The 26,285-nt window shown below is 72.1% G+C and carries 22 protein-coding genes and 3 tRNA genes; 18 read left to right on the forward strand and 7 right to left on the reverse strand.

Annotation, left to right across the window (positions count from 1 at the left end; genetic code table 11):
- Positions 1 to 60: 60 nt before the first annotated feature.
- The 6 genes from serS (at position 61) to ASC54_RS03605 (ending at position 5,087) form a co-directional block, all read left to right on the forward strand.
- Positions 61 to 1,326, forward strand: coding sequence for a serine--tRNA ligase (serS, locus tag ASC54_RS03580; protein WP_055896733.1), 1,266 nt, complete (start codon positions 61 to 63; stop codon positions 1,324 to 1,326).
- Complete coding sequence (locus ASC54_RS03585; RefSeq protein WP_235451375.1) at positions 1,323 to 2,213, forward strand: HAD family hydrolase; 891 nt, start codon at positions 1,323 to 1,325, stop codon at positions 2,211 to 2,213. Before serS ends, ASC54_RS03585 begins: the two co-directional genes overlap by 4 nt.
- 35 nt (positions 2,214 to 2,248) lie before the next feature.
- Positions 2,249 to 2,333: transfer RNA gene (locus tag ASC54_RS03590), tRNA-Ser, on the forward strand.
- Between the two features lie 37 nt (positions 2,334 to 2,370).
- On the forward strand, positions 2,371 to 3,657 hold the full coding sequence (locus ASC54_RS03595; protein WP_055859236.1) for an LCP family protein: 1,287 nt from the start codon (positions 2,371 to 2,373) through the stop codon (positions 3,655 to 3,657).
- Positions 3,658 to 3,671: 14 nt separating this feature from the next.
- The gene (locus ASC54_RS03600) at positions 3,672 to 4,949 is read left to right on the forward strand and encodes an LCP family protein (protein ID WP_055896736.1); all 1,278 of its coding nucleotides are present in this window, start codon (positions 3,672 to 3,674) and stop codon (positions 4,947 to 4,949) included.
- 48 nt (positions 4,950 to 4,997) lie between these two features.
- Positions 4,998 to 5,087: transfer RNA gene (locus ASC54_RS03605), tRNA-Ser, on the forward strand.
- A gap of 106 nt (positions 5,088 to 5,193) precedes the next feature.
- Here ASC54_RS03605 and ASC54_RS03610 read toward each other — a convergent pair.
- A complete protein-coding gene (locus tag ASC54_RS03610; RefSeq protein ID WP_055896739.1) occupies positions 5,194 to 6,867 on the reverse strand; it encodes a cell wall metabolism sensor histidine kinase WalK in 1,674 nt (557 codons plus the stop codon).
- Between the two features lie 135 nt (positions 6,868 to 7,002).
- Between ASC54_RS03610 and ASC54_RS03615 the strand changes: the two genes are divergently transcribed.
- The 8 genes from ASC54_RS03615 to ASC54_RS03650 all read left to right on the forward strand — a co-directional run bounded on the left by ASC54_RS03615 (position 7,003) and on the right by ASC54_RS03650 (position 14,073).
- Positions 7,003 to 7,075: transfer RNA gene (locus ASC54_RS03615), tRNA-Arg, on the forward strand.
- 168 nt (positions 7,076 to 7,243) lie between these two features.
- Positions 7,244 to 8,038 (forward strand): electron transfer flavoprotein subunit beta/FixA family protein, encoded by a 795-nt coding sequence (locus ASC54_RS03620; RefSeq protein ID WP_055857456.1) that lies wholly within the window; start codon positions 7,244 to 7,246, stop codon positions 8,036 to 8,038.
- Between the two features lie 9 nt (positions 8,039 to 8,047).
- Complete coding sequence (locus tag ASC54_RS03625; RefSeq protein ID WP_055857454.1) at positions 8,048 to 9,016, forward strand: electron transfer flavoprotein subunit alpha/FixB family protein; 969 nt, start codon at positions 8,048 to 8,050, stop codon at positions 9,014 to 9,016.
- 6 nt (positions 9,017 to 9,022) lie between these two features.
- Positions 9,023 to 9,976 carry a cytochrome b/b6 domain-containing protein gene (locus ASC54_RS03630; protein ID WP_055857453.1) on the forward strand — a complete coding sequence of 318 codons (954 nt, stop codon included), beginning with the start codon at positions 9,023 to 9,025 and terminating at the stop codon, positions 9,974 to 9,976.
- On the forward strand, positions 9,973 to 11,151 hold the full coding sequence (locus ASC54_RS03635) for an acyl-CoA dehydrogenase family protein (RefSeq protein ID WP_082514821.1): 1,179 nt from the start codon (positions 9,973 to 9,975) through the stop codon (positions 11,149 to 11,151). The genes ASC54_RS03630 and ASC54_RS03635 overlap by 4 nt, the downstream gene beginning before the upstream one ends.
- Positions 11,148 to 12,266, forward strand: a complete 1,119-nt coding sequence (locus tag ASC54_RS03640) for an enoyl-CoA hydratase/isomerase family protein (protein WP_055896742.1) — start codon at positions 11,148 to 11,150, stop codon at positions 12,264 to 12,266. Before ASC54_RS03635 ends, ASC54_RS03640 begins: the two co-directional genes overlap by 4 nt.
- Positions 12,263 to 13,300 carry a 3-hydroxyisobutyrate dehydrogenase gene (gene mmsB, locus ASC54_RS03645; RefSeq protein ID WP_082514945.1) on the forward strand — a complete coding sequence of 346 codons (1,038 nt, stop codon included), beginning with the start codon at positions 12,263 to 12,265 and terminating at the stop codon, positions 13,298 to 13,300. Before ASC54_RS03640 ends, mmsB begins: the two co-directional genes overlap by 4 nt.
- On the forward strand, positions 13,297 to 14,073 hold the full coding sequence (locus ASC54_RS03650) for an enoyl-CoA hydratase (protein ID WP_055896745.1): 777 nt from the start codon (positions 13,297 to 13,299) through the stop codon (positions 14,071 to 14,073). The genes mmsB and ASC54_RS03650 overlap by 4 nt, the downstream gene beginning before the upstream one ends.
- Before the next feature lie 51 nt (positions 14,074 to 14,124).
- On the opposite strand, the gene ASC54_RS03655 is transcribed toward ASC54_RS03650, so the two are convergent.
- The 3 genes from ASC54_RS03655 to ASC54_RS03665 all read right to left on the reverse strand — a co-directional run bounded on the left by ASC54_RS03655 (position 14,125) and on the right by ASC54_RS03665 (position 17,694).
- A complete protein-coding gene (locus tag ASC54_RS03655) occupies positions 14,125 to 14,655 on the reverse strand; it encodes a MarR family winged helix-turn-helix transcriptional regulator (protein ID WP_055857447.1) in 531 nt (176 codons plus the stop codon).
- Between the two features lie 200 nt (positions 14,656 to 14,855).
- Positions 14,856 to 16,931, reverse strand: a complete 2,076-nt coding sequence (gene acs, locus ASC54_RS03660; protein WP_055896748.1) for an acetate--CoA ligase — start codon at positions 16,929 to 16,931, stop codon at positions 14,856 to 14,858.
- A 127-nt stretch (positions 16,932 to 17,058) separates the two neighbouring features.
- Positions 17,059 to 17,694, reverse strand: coding sequence for a hypothetical protein (locus tag ASC54_RS03665; protein WP_055857439.1), 636 nt, complete (start codon positions 17,692 to 17,694; stop codon positions 17,059 to 17,061).
- Positions 17,695 to 17,997: 303 nt separating this feature from the next.
- On the opposite strand from ASC54_RS03665, the gene ASC54_RS03670 reads away from it, so the two are divergent.
- A complete protein-coding gene (locus ASC54_RS03670) occupies positions 17,998 to 18,915 on the forward strand; it encodes a pseudouridine-5'-phosphate glycosidase (RefSeq protein WP_055857436.1) in 918 nt (305 codons plus the stop codon).
- Between the two features lie 17 nt (positions 18,916 to 18,932).
- Entirely contained in the window at positions 18,933 to 19,844 is a 912-nt protein-coding gene (locus ASC54_RS03675; RefSeq protein WP_055896751.1) for a carbohydrate kinase family protein, read from the forward strand.
- A 153-nt stretch (positions 19,845 to 19,997) separates the two neighbouring features.
- Here ASC54_RS03675 and ASC54_RS03680 read toward each other — a convergent pair whose 3' ends face one another.
- From ASC54_RS03680 to ASC54_RS03690, 3 genes are all read right to left on the reverse strand, one after another.
- Positions 19,998 to 20,858 (reverse strand): DMT family transporter, encoded by an 861-nt coding sequence (locus ASC54_RS03680; protein WP_055896754.1) that lies wholly within the window; start codon positions 20,856 to 20,858, stop codon positions 19,998 to 20,000.
- Between the two features lie 110 nt (positions 20,859 to 20,968).
- Positions 20,969 to 21,370 (reverse strand): hypothetical protein, encoded by a 402-nt coding sequence (locus tag ASC54_RS03685; protein WP_156376716.1) that lies wholly within the window; start codon positions 21,368 to 21,370, stop codon positions 20,969 to 20,971.
- 148 nt (positions 21,371 to 21,518) lie between these two features.
- Positions 21,519 to 22,898 carry a deoxyribodipyrimidine photo-lyase gene (locus ASC54_RS03690; protein WP_055896759.1) on the reverse strand — a complete coding sequence of 460 codons (1,380 nt, stop codon included), beginning with the start codon at positions 22,896 to 22,898 and terminating at the stop codon, positions 21,519 to 21,521.
- A 189-nt stretch (positions 22,899 to 23,087) separates the two neighbouring features.
- On the opposite strand from ASC54_RS03690, the gene ASC54_RS03695 reads away from it, so the two are divergent.
- Positions 23,088 to 23,915 (forward strand): hypothetical protein, encoded by an 828-nt coding sequence (locus ASC54_RS03695; protein WP_055896761.1) that lies wholly within the window; start codon positions 23,088 to 23,090, stop codon positions 23,913 to 23,915.
- Between the two features lie 203 nt (positions 23,916 to 24,118).
- Entirely contained in the window at positions 24,119 to 26,170 is a 2,052-nt protein-coding gene (locus ASC54_RS03700; protein ID WP_162242489.1) for a hypothetical protein, read from the forward strand.
- Positions 26,171 to 26,285 lie beyond the last annotated feature (115 nt).

Raw genomic sequence — 26,285 nt, forward strand, 5'->3', positions numbered from 1 at the left:
AGAGCATCGGGGCCCGGTGGGCGCAGGGGTCGCGCGCCGAGCGCGTGCCAGACTAGGGGAGTGATCGACCCCCAGCTGCTGCGTGAGAACCCCGACGTCGTCTCGGCCTCCCAGCGGGCGAGGCGATCGTCGGTCGAGCTCGTCGACGAGGCCGTCGCCGCCGACCGCGCCCGGCGTGAGGCGATCACCGCCTTCGAGGCGCTGCGGGCCGAGCAGAACGCGCACGGCAAGCGCGTCGCGCAGGCGCCCAAGGAGGAGAAGGCCGCGCTCGTCGCCGCCGCTCAGGAGCTCTCGGCGCGCGTCAAGGCCGCCCAGCTCGCCGCCACCGAGGCCGACGAGGCGTTCACGCGCATCGCCGGATCCATCCCGAACGTCGTGCTGCCCGGCGTGCCCGAGGGCGGGGAGGACGACTTCGTCACCCTCCGCGAGGTCGGGCAGAAACCCGTCTTCGACTTCGAGCCGCGCGACCACCTCGCCCTCGGCGAGCTGCTCGACGCGATCGACGTGCCGCGCGGCGTCAAGGTCTCCGGCTCGCGCTTCTACTTCCTCAAGGGCGTCGGCGCGCGCCTCGAGCTCGCGCTCATGAACCTCGCCCTCGACCGGGCGCTCGAGGCCGGCTTCACGCCCCTCATCACCCCGACGCTCGTGAAGCCCGAGATCATGAGCGGCACCGGGTTCCTCGGCGCGCACGCCGACGAGATCTACCACCTGCCCGCCGACGACCTCTACCTCACGGGAACGAGCGAGGTCGCGCTCGCCGGCTACCACGCGGGCGAGATCATCGACGTGTCGGCCGGGCCGCTGCGCTACGCCGGCTGGTCGACCTGCTACCGCCGCGAGGCCGGCAGCTACGGGCGCGACACCCGCGGCATCATCCGCGTGCACCAGTTCCAGAAGCTCGAGATGTTCACCTACATCGACCCCGCGCAGGCGGAGGCCGAGCACGAGCGCCTTCTGGCGCTCCAGGAGGGGATGCTCCAGGCGCTGGGCCTCGCCTACCGCGTCATCGACACGGCGGCCGGCGATCTCGGCACGAGCGCCGCGCGCAAGTTCGACGTCGAGGCGTGGGTGCCGACGCAGGGCGCGTACCGCGAGCTCACGAGCACGAGCAACTGCACGACCTTTCAGGCCCGACGCCTCGATACCCGCTTCCGTCAGGAGGACGGGAGGACCGCCCCCGTCGCGACGCTCAACGGCACGCTCGCCACGACGCGCTGGATCGTCGCCATCCTGGAGGCCCACCAGCGCGCCGACGGGTCGGTCGCCGTGCCCGGGGCGCTGCAGCCCTACCTCGGCGGCCTCGCCGTTCTGGAGCCGACCGCGTGAGCGCGGCGACGAGCGACCCCGCGGCGAGCATCCCCGCCGGTGACCGCTGGCTCGTCGCGCTCGACATCGACGGCACCGTCCTGCACGAGGACGGCACGCTGTCGGAGGCGGTCCGGCGCGAGGTGCACCGCGTGCGCGACGCCGGCCACGAGGTCATGCTCGCTACGGGCCGCTCGGTCGCGATGACCCTGCCCGTGCTCGAGCGCCTCGACATCGCGCCCGACTACGTCGTGTGCTCCAACGGAGCGATCACGCTCCGGCGGGACCCGGAGGCCCCCACGGGGTACCGGCGCCACCGCGTCGAGACGTTCGATGCGACGGACGTCCTCACGCGCATCCGCCCGCATCTGAGTCAGGCGAACTACGCCGTCGAGGACGAGACGGGCGTCTACCGCTACACGGGCTGGTTCCCGGACGGCGCGCTCGGTGCGATCAGCCATGAGGTGCCGTTCGAGGAGCTCTGCGCCGAGCCCGCGACGCGCGTCGTCGTGATCTCGCCCGGCCACGCGATGTCGGAGTTCCTCGCCGCCGTCGAGCTCATGGGCCTGCATCAGGTCAGCTACAACGTCGGCTGGACGGCCTGGCTCGACATCGCGCCCGACGGCGTCAACAAGTCCACGGCCCTCGAGCGCGTGCGGGATGCCCTCGGCATTCCCGGGGAGCGAGTCATGACCGTGGGCGACGGCCGCAATGACATCGAGATGCTCGCGTGGGCCGCGGGTCTCGGCGGCCGCGGCGTCGCCATGGGTCAGGCCCCGCCCGAGGTCGTCGAGGCGGCCTCCGAGGTCACCGAGCGCGACACCGCCGACGGGCTCGCTCGCGCCCTCGCGAGCCTGCGCTCCGCGGGTGCCCCTCGTTCGGGAGCAGACCGACCAGGCGATTCTTAGCCGGTCTCGGGCTAGAATCGCACTTTGGTGTCCAAGGAGGGCTGTCCGAGCGGCCGATGGAGCTGGTCTTGAAAACCAGTGGGCAGAGATGTCTCGTGGGTTCGAATCCCACGCCCTCCGCCGCGACGGCGTCAGCGCCGTGCCAGGGGGAGTGCGAATGACGGAGCGAGTGCGGGATCGGTCGATCCGCTCGTTGCCGACGGCGCACGTCCGTCACGGGCGCCTGCGCCGGTCGTCCGCGTGGCGGACCGCGCTCGCCGTCATCTCCTCCGCGCTCGCGATCGTGCTCGTCAGCGGCGTCTCCGTCGCCGCCATCACGCTCACCCAGCTCGACGCCAACATCGACGAGGTGGTCCTGACGGGCGCGAACGGCGAGGAGCGCGTGATCCCCACGGTCGGTGAGTGGGAGGGCGGATTCAACGTCCTCATCGTCGGCGTCGACAACGCCGAGGGCCAGCGCGACGAGGCCGAGCGCGACGGCGCCACGCTCAACGACGTCAACATCCTCGTCCACGTCGCGGAGGACCAGCAGTCCGCCGTCGCGGTGTCGATCCCGCGCGACCTCGTCGTGCCGATCCCCGAGTGCCCGCTGCCCGACGGGCGCACCTCCTACGCGATGAGCGCGCAGCCGTTCAACGCGGCGTACGGCGTCGGCGGCCTCAACTGCGTCGTGCTCGCGGCGGAAGCGCTGACGGGCCTCGAGATCCCCTACGCCGGCACGATCTCCTTCGACGGCGTCGCGATGATGTCGACCGCCGTCGGCGGCGTCGACGTGTGCATCGACGCGCCCATCGACGACCCGTACACCGGTCTCGACCTCCCGACCGCGGGAACCCACACGGTCGAGGGCTACACGGCGCTCGCGTTCCTCCGCACGCGGCACGGCGTCGGTGACGGCTCCGACCTCAGCCGCATCTCCAGCCAGCAGGTCTACATGTCCTCGCTCATGCGCACGCTGCAGAGCGGCGGCACGCTCACCGACCCGAGCAAGCTCTACGGCCTCGCCCAGGTCGCGACGAAGGCGATGTCGCTGTCGTCGAGCCTCGCGAGCCTCGACACGATGGTCTCGATGGCCCTCGTGCTCAAGGACATCCCGACCGAGCGCATCACCTTCGTGCAGTACCCGGCGACGACCGGCCTCGACGGGGTGTACGCCAACAAGGCGGCGCCCGTGGAGTACCTCGCCGAGCAGCTGTTCGAGAAGATCCGCGCCGACGAGCCGTTCCTGCTCGCGGAGGACGCCACCGGAAACGGCGCCGCGCTCGACCCCAACGCGCCCGCCGCGCCCGAGCCCGCACCGAGCGAGACCGCGACCGCCGAGCCCGCGCCGAGCGCCTCCCCGACCGTCCCGCCGCTGCCCGGCGAGGAGCCCGCCGAGGCCGAGGTGCTCGAGGGCGTGCTCGGCCAGACCGCCGCGCAGCAGACCTGCTCGGTCGCGAACTGAGGCGGGTCGCGACGATGACCGAGTCGAGACGTCGCGACCGCTCCGGCCTCCGGGCCGAGGCGGCCGAGGTCCGCCACGGCCGCCTGAAGCGCTCATCGGGGTGGCGCACGGCCCTGTCGGCGGTGGCGGGGGTGCTCGCCGTCGTGCTCGTGAGCGGAGCATCCGTCGCCGCGATCGCGGCCTACCAGCTGGACAGCGGGATCGAATCGGTCGACCTCGGCGGCGAGGTGCCGACGGTGGGCGAGTGGGAGGGCGGCTTCAACGTCCTCATCGTCGGCGTCGACAACGCCGCGGGTCAGGCCGACGCCGCCGAGCGCGAGACGACCCTCAACGACGTCAACATGCTCGTGCACGTCGCGGAGGATCAGCAGTCGGCCGTCGCCGTGTCGATCCCGCGCGACCTCATGGTGCCCATCCCCGCGTGCGAGGCGGAGGACGGCACGACCAGCGGCCCCCTCGAGCTCGCGCAGATCAACTCCGCCTACGGGCTCGGCGGGCTCCCGTGCGTCGTCGACACCGTCGAGCAGCTGACGGGGCTCGAGGTCCCGTACGCCGGCACGATCTCCTTCGACGGGGTGGCGCGGATGTCCTCCGCCGTCGGCGGCGTCGACGTCTGCATCGACGCCCCCATCTCCGACCCGTACACCGGTCTCGACCTGCCCACGGCCGGCACCCACACCGTCGAGGGATACCAGGCCCTCGCGTTCCTCCGCACGCGCTACGGAGTCGGCGACGGCGGCGACCTCAGCCGCATCTCCAGCCAGCAGGTCTACCTGTCGTCGATGATCCGCAAGGTGCAGAGCGACGGCGTCCTCACCGACCTCGGTGCGCTCTACGGCCTCGCGAAGGTCACGACCGAGTCGATGCAGCTCTCGACGAGCCTGCGGCCGCTCGACACAATGGTCGCGATGGCGCGCGTGCTCGCCGACATGCCGACGGAGAACATCGTCTTCGTGCAGTACCCCGGCGAGATCGTGCTCTCGGGCGAGCTCGAGGGCCGCGTGCTGCCGCTCGAGGACGAGGCGGCCGAGCTCATGCGCCTCATCGAGAGCGACGAGCGCTTCATCCCCGATGAGCCGCAGAGCGGGACGGTCGCCGACCCGAACGCGCCCGCTCCCGCCCCGAGCCCCTCGGGCGAGGCGACGGCCGAGCCGGCCCCGTCGGAGTCCGCATCGGCCGACCCGTCGGCGGCACCGTCAGGCTCGCCGAGCGCGGCGCCGACGCCCGAGGTGCTCGAGAACGTGCCGGGTCAGACGGCGGCCGATCGGCGCTGCTCGGCCGCGAACGACTGAGGACGAGCATCCGCCCCGCACGGGCTATAGTGGTGGAGGCTCACGCCAGGAGACGTCGCATAGTCCGGCCGAGTGCACCACCCTGCTAAGGTGGAGTCCCCGTTTAGGGGACCGAGGGTTCAAATCCCTCCGTCTCCGCGCCGTATCATCTTGTCTCGCCGCCGCTTCTGCGGCGAGACGCCTCATGACGGGGTCGGGCAGTCTTCCGTCCGCGTCTACTGCGCCGCCGGCCCGCTCCGCCCGGTTAGGCGGGGTGGGGGATTCGGACCGTCACGGTCGTGCCGCGGCCCGGCTCGCTCTCGAGGGCCACGTCGCCGCCGTGCGCGTCGACGATCGTCTTGACGATCGCGAGCCCCAGCCCGATGCCCCGAATGGCGGATGCCCGCGCCTCGGCCGCGCGGAAGAACTGCTCGAACAGCCGCTCCTGATCCTCCGGGGCGATGCCGAGACCGGTGTCGCTCACGACGAGGTGCAGGTGCTCGGCGTCCTCCGCGACGGAGACGTGAACGCTGCCGCCCTCCGGCGTGTAGCGGACGGCGTTCGTGAGGAGGTTCTCGACCACCTGCGCCATGCGGAGGGCGTCGATGCTCCCCGTCGCCTCGCCCGAGACCTCGATCGAGATGCTCTTCTGCTCGGCCTCGCTGCGAAGAGCGAGAGCGGCCTCGTGCGCGATGGCCGCGAGGTTGCTCGGCTGCCGGTCGATGACGATCGGTGCGGTGCGGGACGCTGCGGCGGCGAGGAGGTCGCGCACGAGCATGTGCTGGCGCCGCACCGTGCGATCGATGACCTGCAGCCACGAGCGGACGTCGTCGCCGAACTCGTGCTCGCGCTCGATCAGGAGCTCGACGAAGCCCGAGAGGGTCGTGAGCGGGGTGCGCAGCTCGTGCGACACCGTGCCGATGAAGGCGTCCTTCGCCTCGAGGGCATGCATGAAGTCGGTGACGTCGCTGACGACGAGCACGTTGGCCAGCTGCTCGCCGGTGTCGGCGTGCACGGGGCCCGCGGACACCGACAGGGCGTGCTGCTGCTGCCCGGGGAGCCCCACCCAGATGAGTCGGTCGGTGACGGTCTCGCCGCGCGCAGCGTGCTGGAACGCCGACTCTGACTCCTCGATCCGCGTGACGCGGTCCACCATGAGGGCGCGGACGTCCTGGATCGACTCCCACGGGTCGGCGCCATCGGCCGTCAGCTCCGGGCTCTCGCGCAGGCGGCGGTTCATGAGCACGCGTCCGCCATCCGGGGTCATCACGACGACCCCCACCGGGATGGTGTCGAGCACCGCGTCGAGCAGGTTCCGCGCCCGCTCGGCATCGGCGGCGGCCTCCGCGCGACGCCTCTGCTCGGCGGCGAGATCGACTTGGCGGTCGGCGAGGATCGACGACATGGCGTACGAGGCGCCCGCGGCGAACATCATCACGATGGGGAACATCGCCACGAGCATCACGGCGCGATCGGAAAGCTCCTCATCGAGTGATCCGCGGGCGAGGAGGACGAGGTCGGGGACGATCACGACCACGACTGCCGGCCCGAGGGCGGCGAGCGCGGCCTTCGACTTGACGAGCCCGACCCAGACCGCGGGGAGCGCCAGCATCATCACCATCGGGTTCGCCACGCCGCCCGTGCCCTCCAGCCGCACGAAGAGGAACCCGGCGAAGTCGAGGAGCGGCATGGCGAGCATCCACGGCCGGTAGTAGGAGGCGCGGAACGCGGGCAGGAAGGGGAGTGCGGTGGCGGCGGCGATGAGGCTCGCGCCGATCGCGTAGAGCGGCTGCAGCACGATCTGGGGCTCCAGGGCGAGCACCATGATCGAGGCGAGCGCGAACAGCAGCGCGAACGTGCCCTGCAGCAGCCGTGCCGTGTAGCGCGGGCTGACGAGCGGCCGGTCGTCGAGCGTGGGGCCATCGGTGGTCGCGGTCACCCGTTCTCCTTCGTCGGTGCGTCGCCCAGCGTAGGGGTCGGGCGGGTTCGAGGAGTGCTCGACGCTCGGGCGGACCCCACGATTCGCGACCCTTCCGCGTCGCTGATATGCTCGCTCAGTCGCGAAAGTGACAGTGCGCCCGTAGCTCAATGGATAGAGCATCTGACTACGGATCAGAAGGTTAGGGGTTCGAGTCCCTTCGGGCGCGCAGATCGGCTGACATCAGCACGAGAGCCCTCGCTTCGGCGGGGGCTTTTCTCGTTCCTGCCCCCGGCGCAGATACAAGGAACCCCTAGCATTTCCTCTGCCGCCCGAGTATCGTGGCGGTCGCCCACAAGGCGCCGCGCTCGCGAGAGCGCAGAACGAGGGAGTTCCCATGAGGATCATCGTCCTGATCAAGCACGTGCCCGACACCTGGGAGGAGCGCGTGCTCGACCCCGTCACCGGGCGGCTCGACCGCTCCGCGAGCGAACGGGTCGTGGACGAGATCACCGAGCGGGCCCTCGAGGCGGCCCTCGCGCTCAAGGACCGCGACAAGTCGATCGAGGTCGTCGCGCTGACGATGGGTCCGAGCGAATCGACGGGCGCGATCAAGAAGGCGCTGTCCATGGGCGCCGATTCGGGCATCCACCTCGTCGACGACGCGCTGGCCGGGGCCGACGCGATGACGACCGCCGCGACCCTCGCCGCCGCCCTGCGCGATGCGGGCGCCGACCTCATCATCGCCGGCAACGAGTCGACCGACGGCCGCGGAGGCGTGATCCCCGCGATGCTCGCCGAGCACCTGGGCCTCCCCGCTCTCACCTTCGTCAGCGAGCTCAGCATCGACGGCGGCCGCGTGCGCGGCGAGCGCGCCACCGAGACCGCGACGAGCGTCGTGAGCGCACCGCTTCCGGCGATCGTGTCGATCACCGAGGGGATGCCCGAGCCGAGGTTCCCGTCGTTCAAGGGCATCATGGGCGCCAAGAAGAAGCCCGTCGCCTCCCACCCGCTCGCCGACCTCGAGCCCGCGCTCGCCGGGTCGCGCTCGAGCGCCTCCTCCGTCGTGCTGACCTGCGAGCAGCGCCCCGGCCGCACCGGAGCCGACCCCATCGTCGACGAGGGGGACGCGGGCACGAAGCTCGCGGGCTGGTTGATCGAACGCCGTCTCGCTGAGCAGCGACTCGTCTAGGAGGCCGCCATGACCACCGCACTCGTCCACATCGAGCTCACCGCCGACGGCGCCCCCGCCGACTCGGCCGCCGGACTTCTCGGCGCCGCCTCCGCCCTCGGCGAGGCCGTCGCGCTCGTCGTCGTCGGCCCGGGCGCCGACACCGCCCCGCTCGCCGGAGCCCTCGGCTCTCTCGGCGCCACGCGCGTGCTGATCGCCGAGGCCGCCGAGGTCGACTCCGTCATCGCGACCCCGCAGGTCTCGGCGCTCGCCGCCGCGGTCGAGCGCGAGCAGCCCGGCGTCGTCCTCCTCGCCCACTCGATCGAGAGCCGCGACGTCGCCGGCCGGCTCGCCGTCCGCGTCAGCGGCGCTCTCGCGTGGGACGCCGTGGCCGTCGCGCTCGACGGCGACCGCGTCGTCGCGACCCACTCTGTCTTCGGCGGCGCCTACTCCACGACCTCCGCGGTCGAGGGCGGCCTGCCGATCGTCACCGTGCGCCAGGGTGCGATCGATGCGCGCGCCGCCGCCGTCGACGCCCCCGCGGTCGAGACGCTCGCCGTCGAGGTCACGGGTGCGGTCGCAACGATCGAGTCATCGACGCCCGTGCGCCCCTCCGGCCGCCCCGAGCTGCGCACCGCGAAGGTCGTCGTCGCCGGCGGTCGCGGCCTCGGCTCGCCCGAGAGGTTCGCCCTCGTCGAGCAGCTCGCCGACGCCCTCGGCGGCGCCGTCGGAGCCTCGCGCGCCGCCGTCGACGCCGGCTACATCGACCACACGGCGCAGGTCGGCCAGACCGGCACGACCGTCGCCCCCGACCTCTACATCGCCCTCGGCATCTCCGGCGCCATCCAGCACAAGGCCGGCATGCAGACGGCGAAGACGATCGTCGCGATCAACACGGATGCCTCGGCGCCGATCTTCGAGGTCGCCGACTTCGGCATCGTGGGCGACGTCTTCCAGGTCGTGCCGCAGCTGCTGTCGGCCCTCGAGTCGCGGAGGTAGACGAGCATGAGCACCACCACCGGACGCCCGAGCACGGCGCGCGGCACGCAGGGCCGCGGGCCGCGCCGTCCGAAGAAGCTCGTCGTGAGCATCCTCATCGCGATCGTCGGCCTCGCCCTGCTCGTCGTCGCCGCCCGCGCGCTGCGCGAGCTCCCCGCCGTGCAGGAGTTCATCGCCCGCTACCCCGGCGAGACCGAGCTGCCCGAGGGCGCACCCGTCGGGCTGCCGGTGTGGCTCAACGCGACGCACTTCCTGTCGAGCCTGTTCCTGCTGCTCATCATCCGCACCGGGTGGCAGGTGCGCACCGCGAAGCGCCCCGCCGGGCACTGGACGCGCAACAACTCCGGCCCCCTGCGCACCAAGAATCCGCCGAAGAAGATCACGCTCGAGCTCTGGCTGCACCTCACCCTCGACGCGCTGCTCGTCGTCAACGGCATCGTCTTCCTCGTGCTCGCCTTCGCGACCGGGCACTGGGTGCGCATCGTGCCGACGACGTGGGAGGTCGTGCCGAACGCCGCCTCCGCGCTGCTGCAGTACCTCTCGCTCACCTGGCCGGTCGAGAACGGCTGGGTCAACTACAACAGCCTCCAGCAGCTGAGCTACTTCGCGATCGTCTTCGTCGTCACGCCGCTCGCCATCATCACGGGGCTCCGGATGTCCGGGGCGTGGCCCGCGAACGCGCCTCGCCGCAATCGCGCCTTCCCCCTCGAGTGGGCGCGCGCGGTGCACTTCCCGGTCATGCTCGTCTTCCTGGCGTTCATCGTCGTCCACGTCGCCCTCGTCCTCTCGACGGGGGCGCTGCGCAACCTCAACCACATGTACGCCGCGCGCGACGACGACTCGTGGATCGGGTTCGGCGTCTTCGCCGCCTCGATCGTCGTCATGGTCGCCGCGTGGTTCCTCGCCCGGCCCGTCCTCCTGCGACCCGTCGCCTCCCTCACCGGAAAGGTCACCCGATGACCCTGCTCAACGACGCCCCGATGGCGGCGCCCGCCCACGGCCTGAGCGACGAGCAGCAGGCGCTCGTCGAGATGGTGCGCGACTTCGCCCAGCAGGAGCTCGAGCCCCACGCGATCGAGTGGGATCGCGAGAAGCACTTCCCGCTCGACGTGCTGCACGCCGCGGGCGAGCTCGGCTTCGGCGGCATCTACGTCCGTGAAGACGTCGGCGGCACCGAGCTCACGCGCGCCGACACCGCCCTCATCTTCGAGGAGCTCGCGAAGGGCGACGTCACGATCGCGGCCTACATCTCCATCCACAACATGGTCGCCTGGATGATCGACACCTTCGGCGACGACGACCAGCGCGAGCGCTGGGTGCCGAGGCTCGCGAGCATGGAGCACCTCGGCAGCTACTGCCTCACCGAGCCCGACTCCGGCTCCGACGCGGGCGCGCTCGCGACCCGCGCGGTGCGCGACGGCGACGACTACATCCTGACGGGCGTGAAGCAGTTCATCTCCGGGGCCGGCAGCACCGACGTCTACATCGTCATGGCCCGCACGGGCGAGGCGGGGCCCGGCGGCATCACCGCGTTCATCGTGCCCGCCGACGCACCGGGGCTGTCGTTCGGGCCCAACGAGGTCAAGATGGGCTGGAACGCCCAGCCCACCCGCCCCGTCATCCTCGACGGCGTGCGCGTGCCCGCCGCCGACCGGCTCGGCGCCGAGGGCGAGGGCTTCACGATGGCGATGAAGGCGCTCAACGGCGGCCGCCTCAACATCGCCGCGTGCTCGCTCGGCGGCGCCCAGTGGGCGCTCGACCGCGCGGTGCGCCACATCTCGACCCGGCGCGCGTTCGGAGCTCCGCTGTCGACGCAGCAGTCGCTCGTGTTCACGATCGCCGACATGGAGACGGAGCTGCAGGCCGCCCGCCTGCTCCTCCGCAGCGCCGCGCAGTCGATCGACAGCGGGCATCCCGACGTCGCCGCGCACTGCGCGATGGCCAAGCGCTTCGCGACGGACGTCGCCTTCACGGCCGCGAACGCCGCCCTGCAGCTGCACGGCGGCTACGGCTACCTCGCCGAGTACGGTATCGAGAAGGTCGTGCGCGACCTCCGCGTGCACCAGATCCTGGAGGGCACGAACGAGATCATGAAGCTCATCATCGGCCGCAGCGTGCTCGAGAAGGTCTCGTGAGCGACGTCTCCGACTCGCACGGCGGCGAGCCCGAGCTCATCGTCGAGGTGCGCGGCTCGCTCGGCCTGCTGACCCTCAACCGGCCCCGCGCCCTCAATGCGCTCACGCACGGCATGGTCGTCATGATGCGCGCCGCGCTCGACGAGTGGGCCGGCCGCGACGACGTGCTCGCCGTCGCCGTCGTCGGCGCGGGCGAGCGCGGGCTGTGCGCGGGCGGCGACATCGTCTCGCTGCACGCCGACGCGCGTGCAGGGGGAGGCGCAGCGGCCGCCGCATTCTGGAGCGATGAGTACCGCCTCAACGCCGCGATCGCCTGCTACCCCAAGCCCTACATCGCGCTCATGGACGGCATCGTGCTCGGCGGCGGCGTCGGCATCTCGGCGCACGGCTCGCACCGCGTCGTCACCGAGCGCTCGCGCATCGGCATGCCCGAGACCGGCATCGGCTTCGTGCCCGACGTCGGCGGAACCTGGTTGCTCTCGCACGCGCCCGGCGAGCTCGGCACCCACCTCGCCCTCACCGGCACGATGATCGGCGCCGACGACGCGATCGCGGTCGGCCTTGCCGACGTCCGCGTGCCGAGCCGCTCGCTGGCGGAGCTCGTCGCCGCGCTCGAGCTCCTCGACCCGGCCGTCGAGGGCGACCCCGCGGCCGCCGTCGACGCGACGATCGCCGAGTTCGCCGAGCCGGCGGGCGCGGCCCCGCTGCTTCAGGAGCGCGCGTGGACCGATGAGGCGTACGCCAGCGACGACGCGGGCGTCATCATGGGGCGGATGCGCGCATCCGGCAACGAGGCGGCGAACGCCGCCGCCGATGCACTCGCCGCCCGCTCGCCCAGCGCCATCGCGGTGACCCTCGCCGCGCTCCGCCGCTCCGCGCGCGCGGGGTCGCTCGAGGAGGCGCTCGCGCTCGAGTTCCGCGCCGCGCTGCGCGCGCTCGCGGCGCCCGACTTCGCCGAGGGCGTGCGCGCGCAGGTCATCGACAAGGACCGCTCGCCGCGGTGGAGCCCGCCGACGCTCTCCGAGGTCGATCCGGCCGCGGTCGAGGCGGCATTCGCTCCGCTCGACGAGGCCGAGCGGGTCAGATTCGGCACGGGGGAGTGGGAGGCATCATGACGAGCGAGGGAGCATCCGGCGGGGTCGACGGCGCGGTCGGCAGCGCGCGTGACGGAGCAGTCGGCGGGGCGGCGGCCACCGGGCCGGTCGCGTTCATCGGGCTCGGGCACATGGGGGCGCCGATGGCGGCGAACCTCGCGCGCGCGGGCGTCGACGTGCGCGGGTTCGACCTGTCGGCCGAGGCCGTCGCGCACGCGCGCGAGGCCGGCGTGCCGATCGCGGCGTCGGCGGCCGAGGCCGTCGCGGGGGCGCGCGTCGTCATCACGATGCTGCCCGTGGGGCGGCACGTCCTCAGCGCCTACAGCGGCAGCGGCGACGGCGACGGCCGCGGAGACGCTGGCCTGCTCGCGATGGCCGCCCCCGGCACGCTCTTCGTCGAGTGCTCGACGATCGCGGTCGACGACGCGCGGCAGGCGCACGACCTCGCGATCGCCGCGGGCCACCGGAGCATCGACGCCCCCGTGTCGGGCGGCGTCATGGGCGCCGAGGCCGCGACGCTCGCGTTCATGGTCGGCGGCGCCGACGCCGACGTCGCCGAGGCGCGGCCCCTGCTCGAGGCGATGGGGCGCCGCGTCGTGCACTGCGGCGGGCCGGGCCTCGGCCAGGCCGCGAAGGTCTGCAACAACATGATCCTCGGGGTGTCGATGATCGCCGTGAGCGAGGCGTTCGTACTAGGCGAGCGGCTCGGGCTCACGCACAACGCGCTCTTCGAGGTCGCCGCGAACGCGAGCGGCCAGTGCTGGGCGCTCACGACGAACTGCCCCGTGCCCGGCCCCGTGCCGGCGAGCCCCGCGAACCGCGACTACCAGCCCGGCTTCGCGAGCGCCCTCATGGCGAAGGATCTCGACCTCGCCGCGCAGGCCATCGCGTCGACCGGCGTGCACGCCGAGGCCGGCTCGCTCGCCGCGCAGATCTACGCGCGCTTCGCCGAGGGCGACGGAGCGATGCGAGACTTCTCGGCGATCATCACCGACATCCGAGAGCGCAGCCTGACGACCGACGGCTCAGGCGAGCGCGGCGAAGGGGCCTCATGACCGGCACGAGCACCATCCTCACCGAGCAGCGCGGACGCGTCGGCCTGCTGACCCTCAACCGCCCCGACGCGCTCAACGCGCTCAACTCGCAGCTCATGACCGAGGTCGTCGATCAGGCGCAGGCGTGGGATGCCGACCCCGGCATTGGCGCGATCGTCATCACGGGCGCGGGGCGGGCCTTCGCCGCCGGCGCCGACATCAAGGAGATGGCGAGCGCCACCTACGAGCAGGTCGCGCGCGAGCGGCTCTTCGCCGGGTGGGACGCCCTCGCGGCGGTCCGCACCCCCGTCATCGCGGCGGTCAACGGATTCGCCCTCGGCGGCGGATGCGAACTCGCAATGCTGTGCGACCTCATCATCGCCTCGGAGGCCGCGACGTTCGGCCAGCCGGAGATCAACCTGGGCGTGATCCCCGGCATCGGCGGCACGCAGCGCCTCACCCGGGCGATCGGCAAGGCCAAGGCGATGGAGCTCATCCTCACCGGCCGCATGATGGATGCCCACGAGGCCGAGCGCACCGGTCTCGTCGCGCGCGTGGTCGCCCCCGAGTCCCTGCTCGACGAGGCGATGGCTCTCGCCGAGATCGTTGCGTCGAAGTCGAAGCCCGTCGCACAGGCGGCGAAGGCCGCGGTGAACGCCGCGTTCGAGTCGTCCCTCGCCGAGGGCGTGCGCGTCGAGCGGCAGCTGTTCTACGCGGGCTTCGCCCTCGCCGACCAGAAGGAGGGAATGACCGCCTTCGTCGAGAAGCGCGAGGCGCGGTTCGAGCACCGGTAGTCGGCCGCGCTGCCGGGGCTGCACGCGCGGGCAGGCCGGCGGCCGAGGTCGCTAGAGCGGATCGGGCGCCGGCGGTGGGGTGACGAAGTCGCCCGCGCTCTCCCGGAAGCGGGCGAGCGCGCGCACGATCGACGCGACGTCGTCGCGCGGCATCCCCGGCTCGGTGAAGACCTCTGAGTTGAGCGCCGCCGTCGCCTGCGCCGCCACGGCCCGGCCCGCATCCGTCAGCAGCAGCATGGAGGCGCGGCCGTCGCGCGGATGCGGCTCGCGCGCGATGAGGCCGTCGCGCTCGAGGCGCTGAACGGTGTTCGTGATGCTCGTGGGGTGCACCTGCAGTCGGGCGGTCGCGCTCGCCATCGGGATGATGCCGTCCTTCGTGAAGCTCAGCAGCTGCAGGAGCTCGAAGCGCGCGAAGGAGAGGTCGAAGCGCTTGAGCGTGCCCTCGACGCGGGCGAGCAGCAGCTGGTGGGCGCGCATGATCGAGGTGACGAGGGTCATGCCGTCGGCGGCGTCGCTCCAGCCGTGGGCGATCCACTGCCGACGCGCCTCGGCGAGCGGGTCGATCGGCAGGGGCTCGGGCACGACTCGAGCGTAGTCGCGGGGGTGCGCGGTGGGCGGCTGCCGGGCGGCGGCTCTTGGCCCGCCGTACCCGATGCGCAACTCAGGAATATCGACGGGTTCGAGGCCGGCAGGCCCGGAGAAGTGCGGATCGGCTTCCGCGGTTCCTGAGTTGCGCATCGCCACCGGGCGACACTCGCGCCCGCCGACCCCGATCCGCGCGCCTACCCGCGCGCGATGGCCGCGATCACCGGGACGACCGACTCGTCCTGCAGCGAGGTCGTGTCGCCGAGCTCGCGCCCGTCGAGCACGTCGCCGAGCAGCCGGCGCATGATCTTGCCCGACCGGGTCTTGGGCAGGTCGGGCACGAGCAGCACGTGCTTGGGCTTGGCGACCGGGCCGATGACCCGCGCGATGTGCGCGGCGAGCTCGGCCCGGGCATCCGCCGCGGCCGCGCGCCACGCGGCGGCGTCGAGAGCGGGGCCCTCCGCGCCGCCAGCACCCGCGCTACCGGCGCCCGCGTCCGCGGCGTCCGACCCCGGCCGCACCACCGGCACGACGAACGCCGCGACCGCCTGCCCCGTGACCGCGTCCGCGACGCCCACGACGCCGGCCTCCGCGACGAGCGGGTGCGCGACGAGCGCCGACTCGATCTCGATCGTCGAGAGCCGGTGCCCCGAGACGTTGATGACGTCGTCGACGCGGCCCTGGAGGCGCACGTACCCGCGCTCGTCGATCGTCGCGCCGTCGCCGGCGAAGAAGAGGCCCTGCGCGGAGAAGCGGCTCCAGTAGGCGGAGCGGTAGCGGTCGTGGTCGCCCCACACGGTGCGCGCCATGGCGGGCCAGCGCCCCTCGATCGTGATGTACCCGCTCGAGCCGGGCGCGACATCCGCCCCCTGCTCGTCGACGACGCGCACGGCGAGACCCGGCAGCGCGACGCCCGCCGCCCCCGGAACCCCCTCGTGCACGCCGGGCAGCGTCGAGACGATCGCGGCGCCCGACTCCGACTGCCACCACGTGTCGACGATCGGCGCACGGCCGCCGCCGAGAGCCACGTGGAACCACACCCACGCCTCGGGGTTGATCGCCTCGCCGACCGTGCCGAGCAGCCGCACGGTCGAGAGGTCGAAGGTCGACGGGAAGCCGTCCGGGAAGCGCGCCATGAACGTCCGGATGAGCGTCGGCGCCGTGTAGTAGACCGTCACGCCGAGCCGCTCGATGATCTCGGCGTGCCGCGTCGGCGCCGGGTGGTCGGGCGAGCCCTCGGCGATGACGATCGACGCGCCGTTCGACAGCGGACCGTAGAGCACGTACGTGTGCGCCGTCACCCACGCGAGGTCGGCGGTGCACCAGTACACGTCGTCCGGCTTCGCATCGAACGCCGCCCAGTGCGACCAGCTCGCCTGCACGAGATAGCCGCCGGTCGTGTGCACGACGCCCTTCGGCCGCCCGGTCGTGCCGCTCGTGTACGTGATGAAGAGGGGATGCTCGGCGTCGAGCTCGGGAGCCACGTGCTCCTCGGGCTGATCATCCACCGCCTCGTGCCACCAGACGTCTCGCCCGTCGACCCAGGGCGTGCCCGGGGTCTCGTCGCCGGTGCGCCGGACGACGAGCACGTGCTCGACGTGGTCGAGCCCCGCGACGGCCTCGTCGACGATGGCCTTGACGCCGACCGCGGAGCCGCGGCGGAACTGCCCGTCGCTCGCGATGACGACCTTCGCGCCGGTGTCGGCGACGCGGAACCGCAGCGCCTCCGCCGAGAACCCGCCGAAGACGAGCGAGTGTACGGCGCCGAGGCGCGCGACCGCGAGGGCCGCGACGACCGTCTCGACGAGCACCGGCAGGTAGATGACGACGCGGTCGCCGGCCTCCACGCCGAGCGCCTCGAGCGCGTGCGCCGCCTGGGCGACGCGGCGCTGCAGCTCGCCGTAGGTGACGCTCTCGCGGTCGCCGCGCTCTCCCTCGAAGTGCAGCGCGACGGTTTCGCCGCGGCCGGCGTCGACGTGGCTGTCGACGCACACGACGCTCGCGTTGAGCGCGCCCCCCGCGAACCAGGTGGCCCGCGGGCTCGCCGGGTCGTCGTCGCTCGGCGGCACCCAGTGGTGCACCGAGTCCCACGGCCGGGCCCAGGGCAGGCGGTGCGCCTGCTGCTCCCAGAAAGCGAGCGGATCGACGGGCAGCGCCGCGAGGTCGGCCGGCGTGACGTTCGCCTGGGCGACGAACTCGGCGGAGGGAGGGAAGCGCCGGGAGTCGTGCACCGTGGTGGAGGGCACGGGGGCGGGTGCTTCGCGCGAGCTCATCGTGGATTCCACGCTAGGCGGCCCGCGCGACCGCCGCAGGTCGGGGCGTCATGCGGCGTCACGCAGCGAACGCGGGGCCCGCGCCATGCGCTGGCGGGCCCCGCGTCCGGGTCGTGCTGCAGGGGGATCAGTCGAAGAACGAGTCGAGGTCGATCTCGCCCATGACGTCGTCGACGATGCCGTCGACGTCAACCTCGTCGAGCGTCGAGTCGACGATGTCGTTCACGTCCACCAGGTCGTTCACGTCGACGACGTCACCGAGGTCGACGTTCGTCTCGTTGCCCGAGCCGATGGGGGCGCTCACGTCGTTGCCGGAACCGATCGCGTTGCCCGAGGCGACGTCGCCGACCTCGGGGGCCACGACCACGGGGCTCTCGTTGCTGATGTCGCCGTTGCCGATCGCCGTGTCGCCGCCGATGGAGCCGACTGCCGCGTCGCCGCCGGTCACGTCGCCGCCGGTGATGTCGCCGAGCAGGCCGTCGATGCCGATGCCGCCGGTGCTCGCGCTACCGCCGGAGATGTCGCCGATGAGGCCGTCGACCGAGCCGTCGAGCAGGTCGGCGATCGTGGTCTCACCCGTGATGTCGCCGAGCAGGTCGTTGGTCAGCTGGCCCTCGGTGACCGTCGAGGTCGACTCGGTGGTCGACGTGGTCGAGCCAGCGTGGTCGGCGAACGCCGGAGCGGCGAAGCCCGCGGTCACGAGTCCGGTGACAGCGAGGGCGGAGGCGCCGACGATGGTCTTCCTGGAGGTGAATGCGTTCATGGGATGAACCCCTTTCGTGTCCGTATCCGTGCCGGGCCGCTCCCGATCGGGGGCGGTCCGCCCGGCACACTGGGGCATCCGGAGCGTGGACCGCTTCGGTTTGCGGCCGTCCCCCCGCACCCCCCGTTCGAGGGGGATGCCGGCACGATTCGCTGTGAGTTCCTGAGAGCCTTCTGCCGCGAGATCTCGGGCGAGCGCGCAGTGATCGAGAAGGATGCTGGGAGTCGGCTTCGAGCATCCGCCCCTGTGTTCTGATAGCGGCCTCGATCACGCCCGATGCGCGCCGCCCGATAGCCTGACCCGGTGACCCAGCCCCTGCAGCTCTCCGACGAGGTGGCCGCGGCGCTCGCCGCCGGGCGCCCCGTCGTGGCCCTCGAGTCGACGATCATCAGCCACGGCCTGCCGCGCCCCCGGAACCACGAGGCGGCGCTCGAGTTCGAGGCCATCCTGCGCGACCAGGGCGTCACGCCCGCGACGGTCGCGGTGCTCGACGGCGTCGCGCGCGTCGGGCTCGACGCCGAGGGGGTGCGCCGCATCTCCGACGACGAGATGGCGAAGGCGAGCGTGCGCGACCTGCCCATCCTCGCGGCCCGCGCCGCGAGCGGGGCGACCACCGTCGCGGCGACCGCGCACCTCGCGGCGATGGCGGGCATCCGCGTCTTCGCCACGGGCGGGCTCGGCGGCGTGCACCGCGGGGCGAGCGAGACGTTCGACGAATCGGCCGACCTGTCGACCCTGGCCGTCACCCCGATCACGGTCGTCTCGGCGGGAGTGAAGAGCGTGCTCGACATCGCCGCGACGCTCGAGCGGCTCGAGACCTACTCGGTGCCGGTCATCGGGCTCGGCACGACGGTCTTCCCGAGCTTCTGGCTGCGCGAGAGCGCCTTCACGCTCGACTGGTCGGTCGACGACGAGACCCAGGTCGCCGCCGTCATGGCCGCGCACGACGCGCTCGGGCACCGTCAGGGCATCGTGGTCGCGAACCCCGTGCCCGCCGACCAGGCCTGGGAGCCCGCCGAGCACGACCGCGTGCTCGCCGAGGCGTTCGCGCTCGCCGACGCCGCGGGCGTCACGGGCAAGGCGGTCACGCCCTTCCTCCTCGGCACGATCGTCGAGCTCTCGGGCGGGCGCAGCCTCGAGGTCAACCTCGACCTCGCGCGCAACAACGTGCGGGTCGCCGGCCGCATCGCGACGGCCTGGGCCGCGCGGCAGTCGGCCTGAGCGGCCGGGCCTCCGCCGTGACCGGGTCGCGCGCGCTCCTCGTGGGCGACGTCATCGACGACATCATCGTCGTGCCCTCCGGCCCCATCCGGCCCGACACTGACACGACCTCGCGCATCACCCGCCAGCCGGGAGGCAGCGCGGCGAACACGGCCGCGTGGCTCGGCTGGCTCGGAGCGGGCGTCGACTTCGTGGGCCGCGTCGGCGCCGGCGACGCTGACCGCCACGCGCGCGAGCTCGCCGCCGCGGGGGTCGCCGCGCACCTGCACGAGGATCCCGACCGGCCGACCGGCACGATCGTCATCCTCGTCGAGGGGCAGCAGCGCTCGATGCTCACCGATCGGGGCGCGAATGCGACGCTCGACCCCTCCCAGGTGACGGATGCCCTGCTCGCGACCGCGGGCATCCTGCATCTGACCGGGTACTCGCTCGTCGACGCCCTCTCGGCCCGCGCGCTGCGCGAGCTCGTCGACCGCGCTCACGCGCAGGGCGCGAGCGTCTCGCTCGACCCCAGCTCGACCGGGTTCATCGCCGACTACGGCGTCGCGGCGTTCCGGTCGGCGATCTCGGGCGTCGACGTGCTTCGCCCGAACCTCGACGAGGGGCGGCTGCTCGCGGGGCTCGACGCGGGCGCACCGCCCGCGCTCGTGGCCGAGGCGCTGCTCGACCTCGCGCCGGCCGTCGTGCTCACGTGCGGGGCCGCGGGCGTGACGATCGCCGAGCGCCGCGCCGGCGAGGGTGCGCGGGTCGCGTCGCTCGACGCCGAGCGCGTGCCGACGGTCGACCCGACGGGGGCCGGCGACTCGTTCACGGCAGGCTTCCTCGCCGCGCGCCTCGCCGGAGCCGACCTCGCCCACGCCGCGCGCGAGGGTCAGCGCGTCGCCGCGATCGCCGTGAGCCGCATCGGCGGCCGGCCGCCCCGCGCGTAGTCGCACGTCGCACGCTTGAGCCGTTTCATCGCATGTGAGCCCGAACCTTCCGGCTCACATGCGACGTATCGGCTCAATCGCAGGCAGCGCCGCGCAGGCAGCGCCGCGCAGGCAGCGCCGCGCAGGCAGCGCAGCGCAGGCAGCGCCGCGCGGTCAGCGCCGCTGCGCCGACGCGACCGCGCCCGCGCTCGCGGCGATGACGAGCGCGATCGCGGCGAGCTGCAGGAACGACAGCACCTGCCCGAGCACGATGAGCCCCGCGAGCGCGGCGACGACGGGGCCGAGGCTCGAGAGCACTCCGAAGACGCGCGTCGGCATGGTCTTGAGCGCGATGAACTCGAGCGCGTACGGCAGCGCCGAGGTCATGAGCGCGATGCCCGCGAACACCGCGAGCAGCACCGGCTCGGCCGCGACGGCCGCCGTCGCCGACACCGCCCCGAACGGCACGACGATCACCGCCGCGACGACCATCGCGACCGCGAGCCCATCGACTCCGCGCACGCTCGTCGCTCCGAGCCTGGCCGAGGCGAGGATGTAGAGGGCCCAGAAGGCGGCGGCCCCCGCGGCGAGGACGATGCCCGCGATCGCGAGGGCCCCCTGCGAGTCGAGGGCGAGCATCCCCACCCCGACGGCCGCGAGGGCGACCCACAGGAGGTCGCGCGGTCGGCGCGTGCCGGCGACCGCGACGGCGAGCGGGCCGATGAGCTCGACCGCGACGGCGACGCCGATCGGCACGCGCTCGATCGCGAGGTAGATGAGGCTGTTCATGCCCGCGAGGCCGATGCCGAGGGCGATGACGCCGATCCACACGCGGCGGGTCCAGCCGCGCACCGAGGGCCGCAGGACGACCAGGAGGATCACCGCCGCGAAGAGCAGGCGAAGGGATGCGGCGCCGAGAGCGCCGACCTCGGCGAAGGTCGTTCCGGCGAGCGCGTTGCCGAACTGCACCGAGACGATCGCGGCGATGGCGAGCGGGAGCGGGCCGAGGCGCGGGCGCCGCGCGGGAGTCGTCACTCCCCGAGTATGCCGAAGGCCGCCCCGCTCCGGTGACGGAGCGGCACGGCCCGGGGGGGCGCGTCTCTCCCACCCGAATGGGAGAGACGCTGGTCGGCGTCGGTCGCGCGTCAGTCGGCCGAGCCGGCGCTGGCCGCCGAGACGGCGCTCGGGACGGAGGCGGGCGTCGCGGGCGACGCGGGCGACGGCACGCTCACGGGCGAGGCCGGGGTCACGGGCGAGGGGATGCTCACCGGCGACGCGACCGAGGCGGGCGTCACGGGCGAGATCGGCGAGACGGGGCTCGCGGTCGTCGCGGGCGACGGGGTGACGATGCTGTCGCTCGTGACGTCGAAGGTCACGTCGGCGCTGCCGCTGCCGGTCGAGACGTCGTCGGTGGTCGACAGGCCGGGGAGGCGGGTGTCGTCGCTCGTGAGGGCCATCTCGTTGGCCGAGGCGACCGCGCCTCCGGCGATGACGCCGAGTCCGAGGGCTGAGGCGGCGCCGACGGCGATCCAGGTCTTCTGCTGCATGGTGCTCTCCTTCATCCGGTATTCGGTCTGAGGGGGAGGGGGCCGCCCTCCCGATGACTCAAGACTCGAGGCGGCGGATGAGACGGGAAGGAGGCGGAGGTGAGAGGGTTCTCATCGACCGGGCGCGGTCGCCGATCGGTGCGCGCCGTCAGCGCGCCGCACCCCGGGCCTGCTTGGCGGCCTTGACCGCCTCGTACGCGTCGAGCGCCGCCTGCCGCGATTCGCGCAGGTCGACCATGGGCTCGGGGTAGTCGTCGGTGCCGGCTTCGGGCACCCAGCGGTGCACGTACTCGCCGCGCGGGTCGAACTTCTTCGCCTGCAGCTCGGGGTTGAAGACCCTGAAGTAGGGCGCAGCGTCGGCCCCCGACCCCGCGACCCACTGCCACGACGCGGCGTTGCTCGCCTCGTCGGCGTCGACGAGCGTGTCCCAGAACCACTCCTCGCCCGTGCGCCAGTCGACCTGCAGGTTCTTCGTGAGGAAGCTCGCGGTGATCATCCGCACGCGGTTGTGCATCCAGCCCGTGCGCCACAGCTGCCGCATCCCCGCATCGACGATCGGGATGCCCGTGCGCCCGTGCCGCCACCGGTCCAGCTCGTCGTCCCCGGGCGTCGTCCACGGGAACGCGTCGAAGTCCGCCCGGTAGTTGCGCGTCGCCAGGTCGGGGTGGTGGAAGAGGATGTGATAGCTGAACTCCCGCCAGCCGATCTCGCTCAGGAACTTCTCCCGGTTCTTCGCCGCCGCCGCGCCGAGGCCGTGCCGCATGCGGTGCCACACCTCGAAGGGGCTGATCTCGCCGAAGCGCAGGTGCGGGCTCAGCATGCTCGTCGCCCGCAGGCCGGGCTCGTCGCGGCGGTGGTAGTCGGCGAGCACGTCCTCGGCGAATTCCTCGAGCCGGTCGTGCGCCCCCGCCGACCCGGGGGTCCACGTCTCGCGCAGCCCCTCAGCCCAGTCGGGGCGGGTGGGCAGCAGAGTCCACGTCTCGAGTGCGTCGCCGCCGGGCGCGAGGCCATCGATGCGCGTCGGAGCCGGCAGGGGCTCGCGCGGCTCGGGGCGATTCAGGCACGCCTTCCAGTAGGGGGTGAAGACGCCGTAGGGGCCGCCGGCACCGGTCGTGATGGTCCACGGCTCGAACAGCAGCGCGGCCTGGAAGCTCGTCGCCTCGACGCCCTCGTCGGTCAGGCGCGACTTGAGAGCGGCATCCGTCTGCTTCGCCGCTCCGTAGCGGCGGTTCCAGTAGACGGCGTCGGCGCCGGTCTCCTCGATCAGAGCGCGGATGCTCGGCTCGGCTGCCCCGCGCCGCAGGGTCAGCGCGCCGCCGAGGCCGGCGAGCTCCTCGTCCAGCCGCTCGAGCGAGCGGTGCAGCCACCACCGGCTCGCCCCGCCGAGCGGACGCACGCCGGGCGACTCCTCGTCGAGGAGGTAGAGCACGATGACGGGCCGGCCGCGCTCGACGGCCGCCGTGAGCGCCGGGTTGTCGGCGATGCGGAGGTCGTCGCGCAACCACACGATGCTCGGAGCGCCTGACATGGTGATCAGGCTAGGGGGAGGCAGGATAGCCTCACTGAGAGGTCACCGATGGTTCGAGAAACGCCGCCCTCCCCGGGCGCTTCCGCTGACGAGCGGCCGCTGAGCGAGCCGGGTCGAGGGGAGCGCGGACCGGGCGTCTACCGGTATCCCGAGCCCGAGACCGCGGAACTCGCCGCGCGGCATGCGTGCATGACCGAGGTGATCGACCTCATCGATGAGCTGGGCACCCGCGCACTGCTCGCCGGCAACATCGTCTTCCCGCCGAACGGGCTCGGCGCCCCCGAGCTGCGGGCCGCGTTCAACCTCCTCGTCGACCCGTCGAGGTGCCTCGAGCTCGCGGAGGCGCTCCTCGCTCGCGGGTGGGCGGCGGCTCGTGTGCGCTGGTTCGGGATCCTGCCGCCCGCGGTCATCTCCCTGCAGGATCCGCGGTCCGGCACGCTCCTGAACCTCTTCCCGCTCGTCCCCGGGTTCTTCACCGATCCGCAGACGGTCTTCGAGCACGCGTGGGGGTACCGCGGCGAGATGATCGTCTTCGACCGCCGCGTGCCGATCACCGACCGGCTGCTCACGATGGTGCTGTCGGTCCACGACAATCTCGGCCCGCGCGCGGCGGCCCCGAGACCGGAGTCGGAGACCGGCCCGCTCATCGACCGCTTCGCCGCGCTCATCACGAACGACGAGCTCGAGCGGCTGCCTCGCCTCGTTCGTGGCGTGGGGGCCGAGGGTGTCATGCGCCGTCTGTTCGACGGCCTGGGGCTGCCGCCCGCAGCCACCCGACTGCCGTCGCAGAACTACGCCCGCGCTCGCTTCGGGATCCCTGGCGCGGGTGTTCTCTCACGACTGCTGCTGCGCGCGATCGAGTCGAGCCCCGGCTATCCGGGCCACGTGACGCGCGACGTGTCGCTCGCCCGCCGGTGGGTCCTCGGCCGACTGCCGAGCGAGATCATCGGCGCGGCGGCGTACATCCTGCGCGCGCGGCGGGCGCGACGCCGATTGCTGCGTGCGGGCGGGGCCTAGCCCCGGAGGCGACGGCAGAGGCGGGCTAGCGGGGCGAGCTCGCCGAGTGCAATGCCGAGTACCGGCTGGCCTACCAGTGGATTTGGTCCGTGGTCTTGCTGATACGAAGTAGTAGTGATACGAATTACCCCAAAACCGCAACATCTGCTCAATGACGAGGGAAGTGCGCAATGAGGTTCCGAAAAACGGCCGCGATCACTCTGGTGGCCAGTCTGCTGGCGACGATCATCGTCTCCAGCCCCGCTGCCCCGGCGGCGGCAGTCGGCTCCACCTACTACGTCGATTCAGTCGCCGGAAGTGACACCAATGTCGGCACAGTCTCGTCAGCACCCTGGAAGACGCTGACGAAAGTCAACACCGTGACATTGACCGCAGGGTCGCGCATTCTGCTGAAGGCGGGCTCAGTCTTCGCGAATCAGTACCTCGACCTCACGGGTTCGGGCGCCTTCGGCGCGCCGATCGTCGTTGATCGGTACGGGGCGGGAGCGCGCCCGCTCATCGATTTCGGGAACACCTCGGTAGGGAACGAGGGCTTCGGCGTCCGAATCAGGAACGGATCGCACTGGGAGGTGAACAACCTCGAGATCACGAGCGGACAGCACGCGACGGCCATGCGGCGCAACGGAATTCTTGTTGTCGGGGAGGGCCCTGGTGGGGGCGATTTCTCGCAGATCAAGATCGTCAACAACGTCGTCCGCGACATCTTCGGCAGCGATCGCCGGAGTGGGGGCATCAACCTTCATGCCCGCAACGTCAGCGGCGGCGGAGAGAGCACGTGGCGCGGGGTGCTCATCCAGGGAAACACGGTCGACAACGTCTCCGACACCGGGATCCAGACCATGACCGACGCTCTCACCGGGGCCCCGGGCTGGGTGCATCAGCGCGATGCCTTCAGGAACCTGCTGATCCGAGGCAACACGGTGACGCGCATCCACCGCGACGGCATTCTCGTCCGCGCCAGCAACCGGCCCCTCGTCGAATACAACACGACGGATCAGATCGGTCGGGAGACGGACGTCAACGCATCGGTCGTGAACTACCTGCCAGTCATCGGCTTCGTCGCGGCGCAGTGGATGTACTTCGTCGATCGCGGTGTCTTCCAGTTCAACACCGCGTCCAACACGCGCAAGCTCGATGGCGACGGGCAGGCGTGGGATTTCGACTACGGGGTTTACGACAGCGTGTACCAGTACAACTACAGCTTCAACAACGAGGGCGGCGCACTGCTCGTTCTGCCCGATACATCCGGCAACGTCTTCCGCTACAACATCTCGCAGAACGACTTCGATCGGCATCGGGGAGCCATCAGCATCGACCCGGCAGCCACGGGAGACCTCGCGGTCTACAACAACGTCTTCTACCGGTCCCAGGGCCAGTACAACCCGCTGACGGTCGCGAACACGAAGACGCAGGTGGACTACCGGAACAACATTTTCTACAACCTCGCCGGTGGCGGTTACGAGAACGGACCAAAGGCCACGTACGCCAACAACACGTTCTTCGGCAACTCCTCCGCGACCGTGACCGGAGATCCGTCGAAATCCGTCGCCGACCCGCAGTTCGCGCTGCCCGGTGGTGCGACAGATCTCCTCAGCGCCATCGCGGCCTATGCGCTTGGCGCAGGTTCAGCGTCTCGCGACAGCGCTGCGGTCCTGCCCGATAACGGCGGCATCGACATCGCTGGCCGACCATTGCCGACCACGTCAATCGACCGGGGCGCGGTCGAGGGCACGCCGGCCGGACCGTCGATGGAGAGCTCGGAGTTCGCAAGCGGACTCGGGGCATTCACGCCCGTGAGCGGCACCTGGTCGAGCGGCGCGGCCGTGGGCGCGGCTCTGCAGACCGACATCCAGGCCGAAGGGATCGCCGTGGCGGGATCGAACTCGTGGACCGACTACTCGGTGAGTAGCTCGGTGGCCGCGAGCAACGCGAACGGCAACGCCGGCGTGATCGTGCGGTACACGAGCCCGTCGAACTTCCTGACCGCGCGCTTCAACCATCAGACTCAGAAGGTGGAGCTCTACAAGAAGCAAAGCGGGGTGATGACGCTGCTGGGATCGTCGGCCTACTATGCGGGCATCGGTGAGTACGTGCCGTTGCGCGTGGAAGTCCGTGGGCCGTCCGTCGACGTCTGGGTGGGTCCTGACAAGCTCGTCAGCTGGACGGACACGATCAACGCTTACCCGGCAGGAGCAGTGGGACTTCGCATGGGCTACTCGCGCGGAGCGGCGAACGAAGTGCTCATCCGGCACTGATCGGTGAAGGCGGTGCATCGGTGGCGCTCACCGCCGGCGGCGATCGCTTTCCTCTACCGGGGCGTCCGGCCGCTGGTGGTCGGCCCCTCCGACTCGCCGCTGCACCGCGACGAAT

Source organism: Yonghaparkia sp. Root332 (genome assembly GCF_001425665.1).
Classification (GTDB): Bacteria; Actinomycetota; Actinomycetes; order Actinomycetales; family Microbacteriaceae; genus Microcella.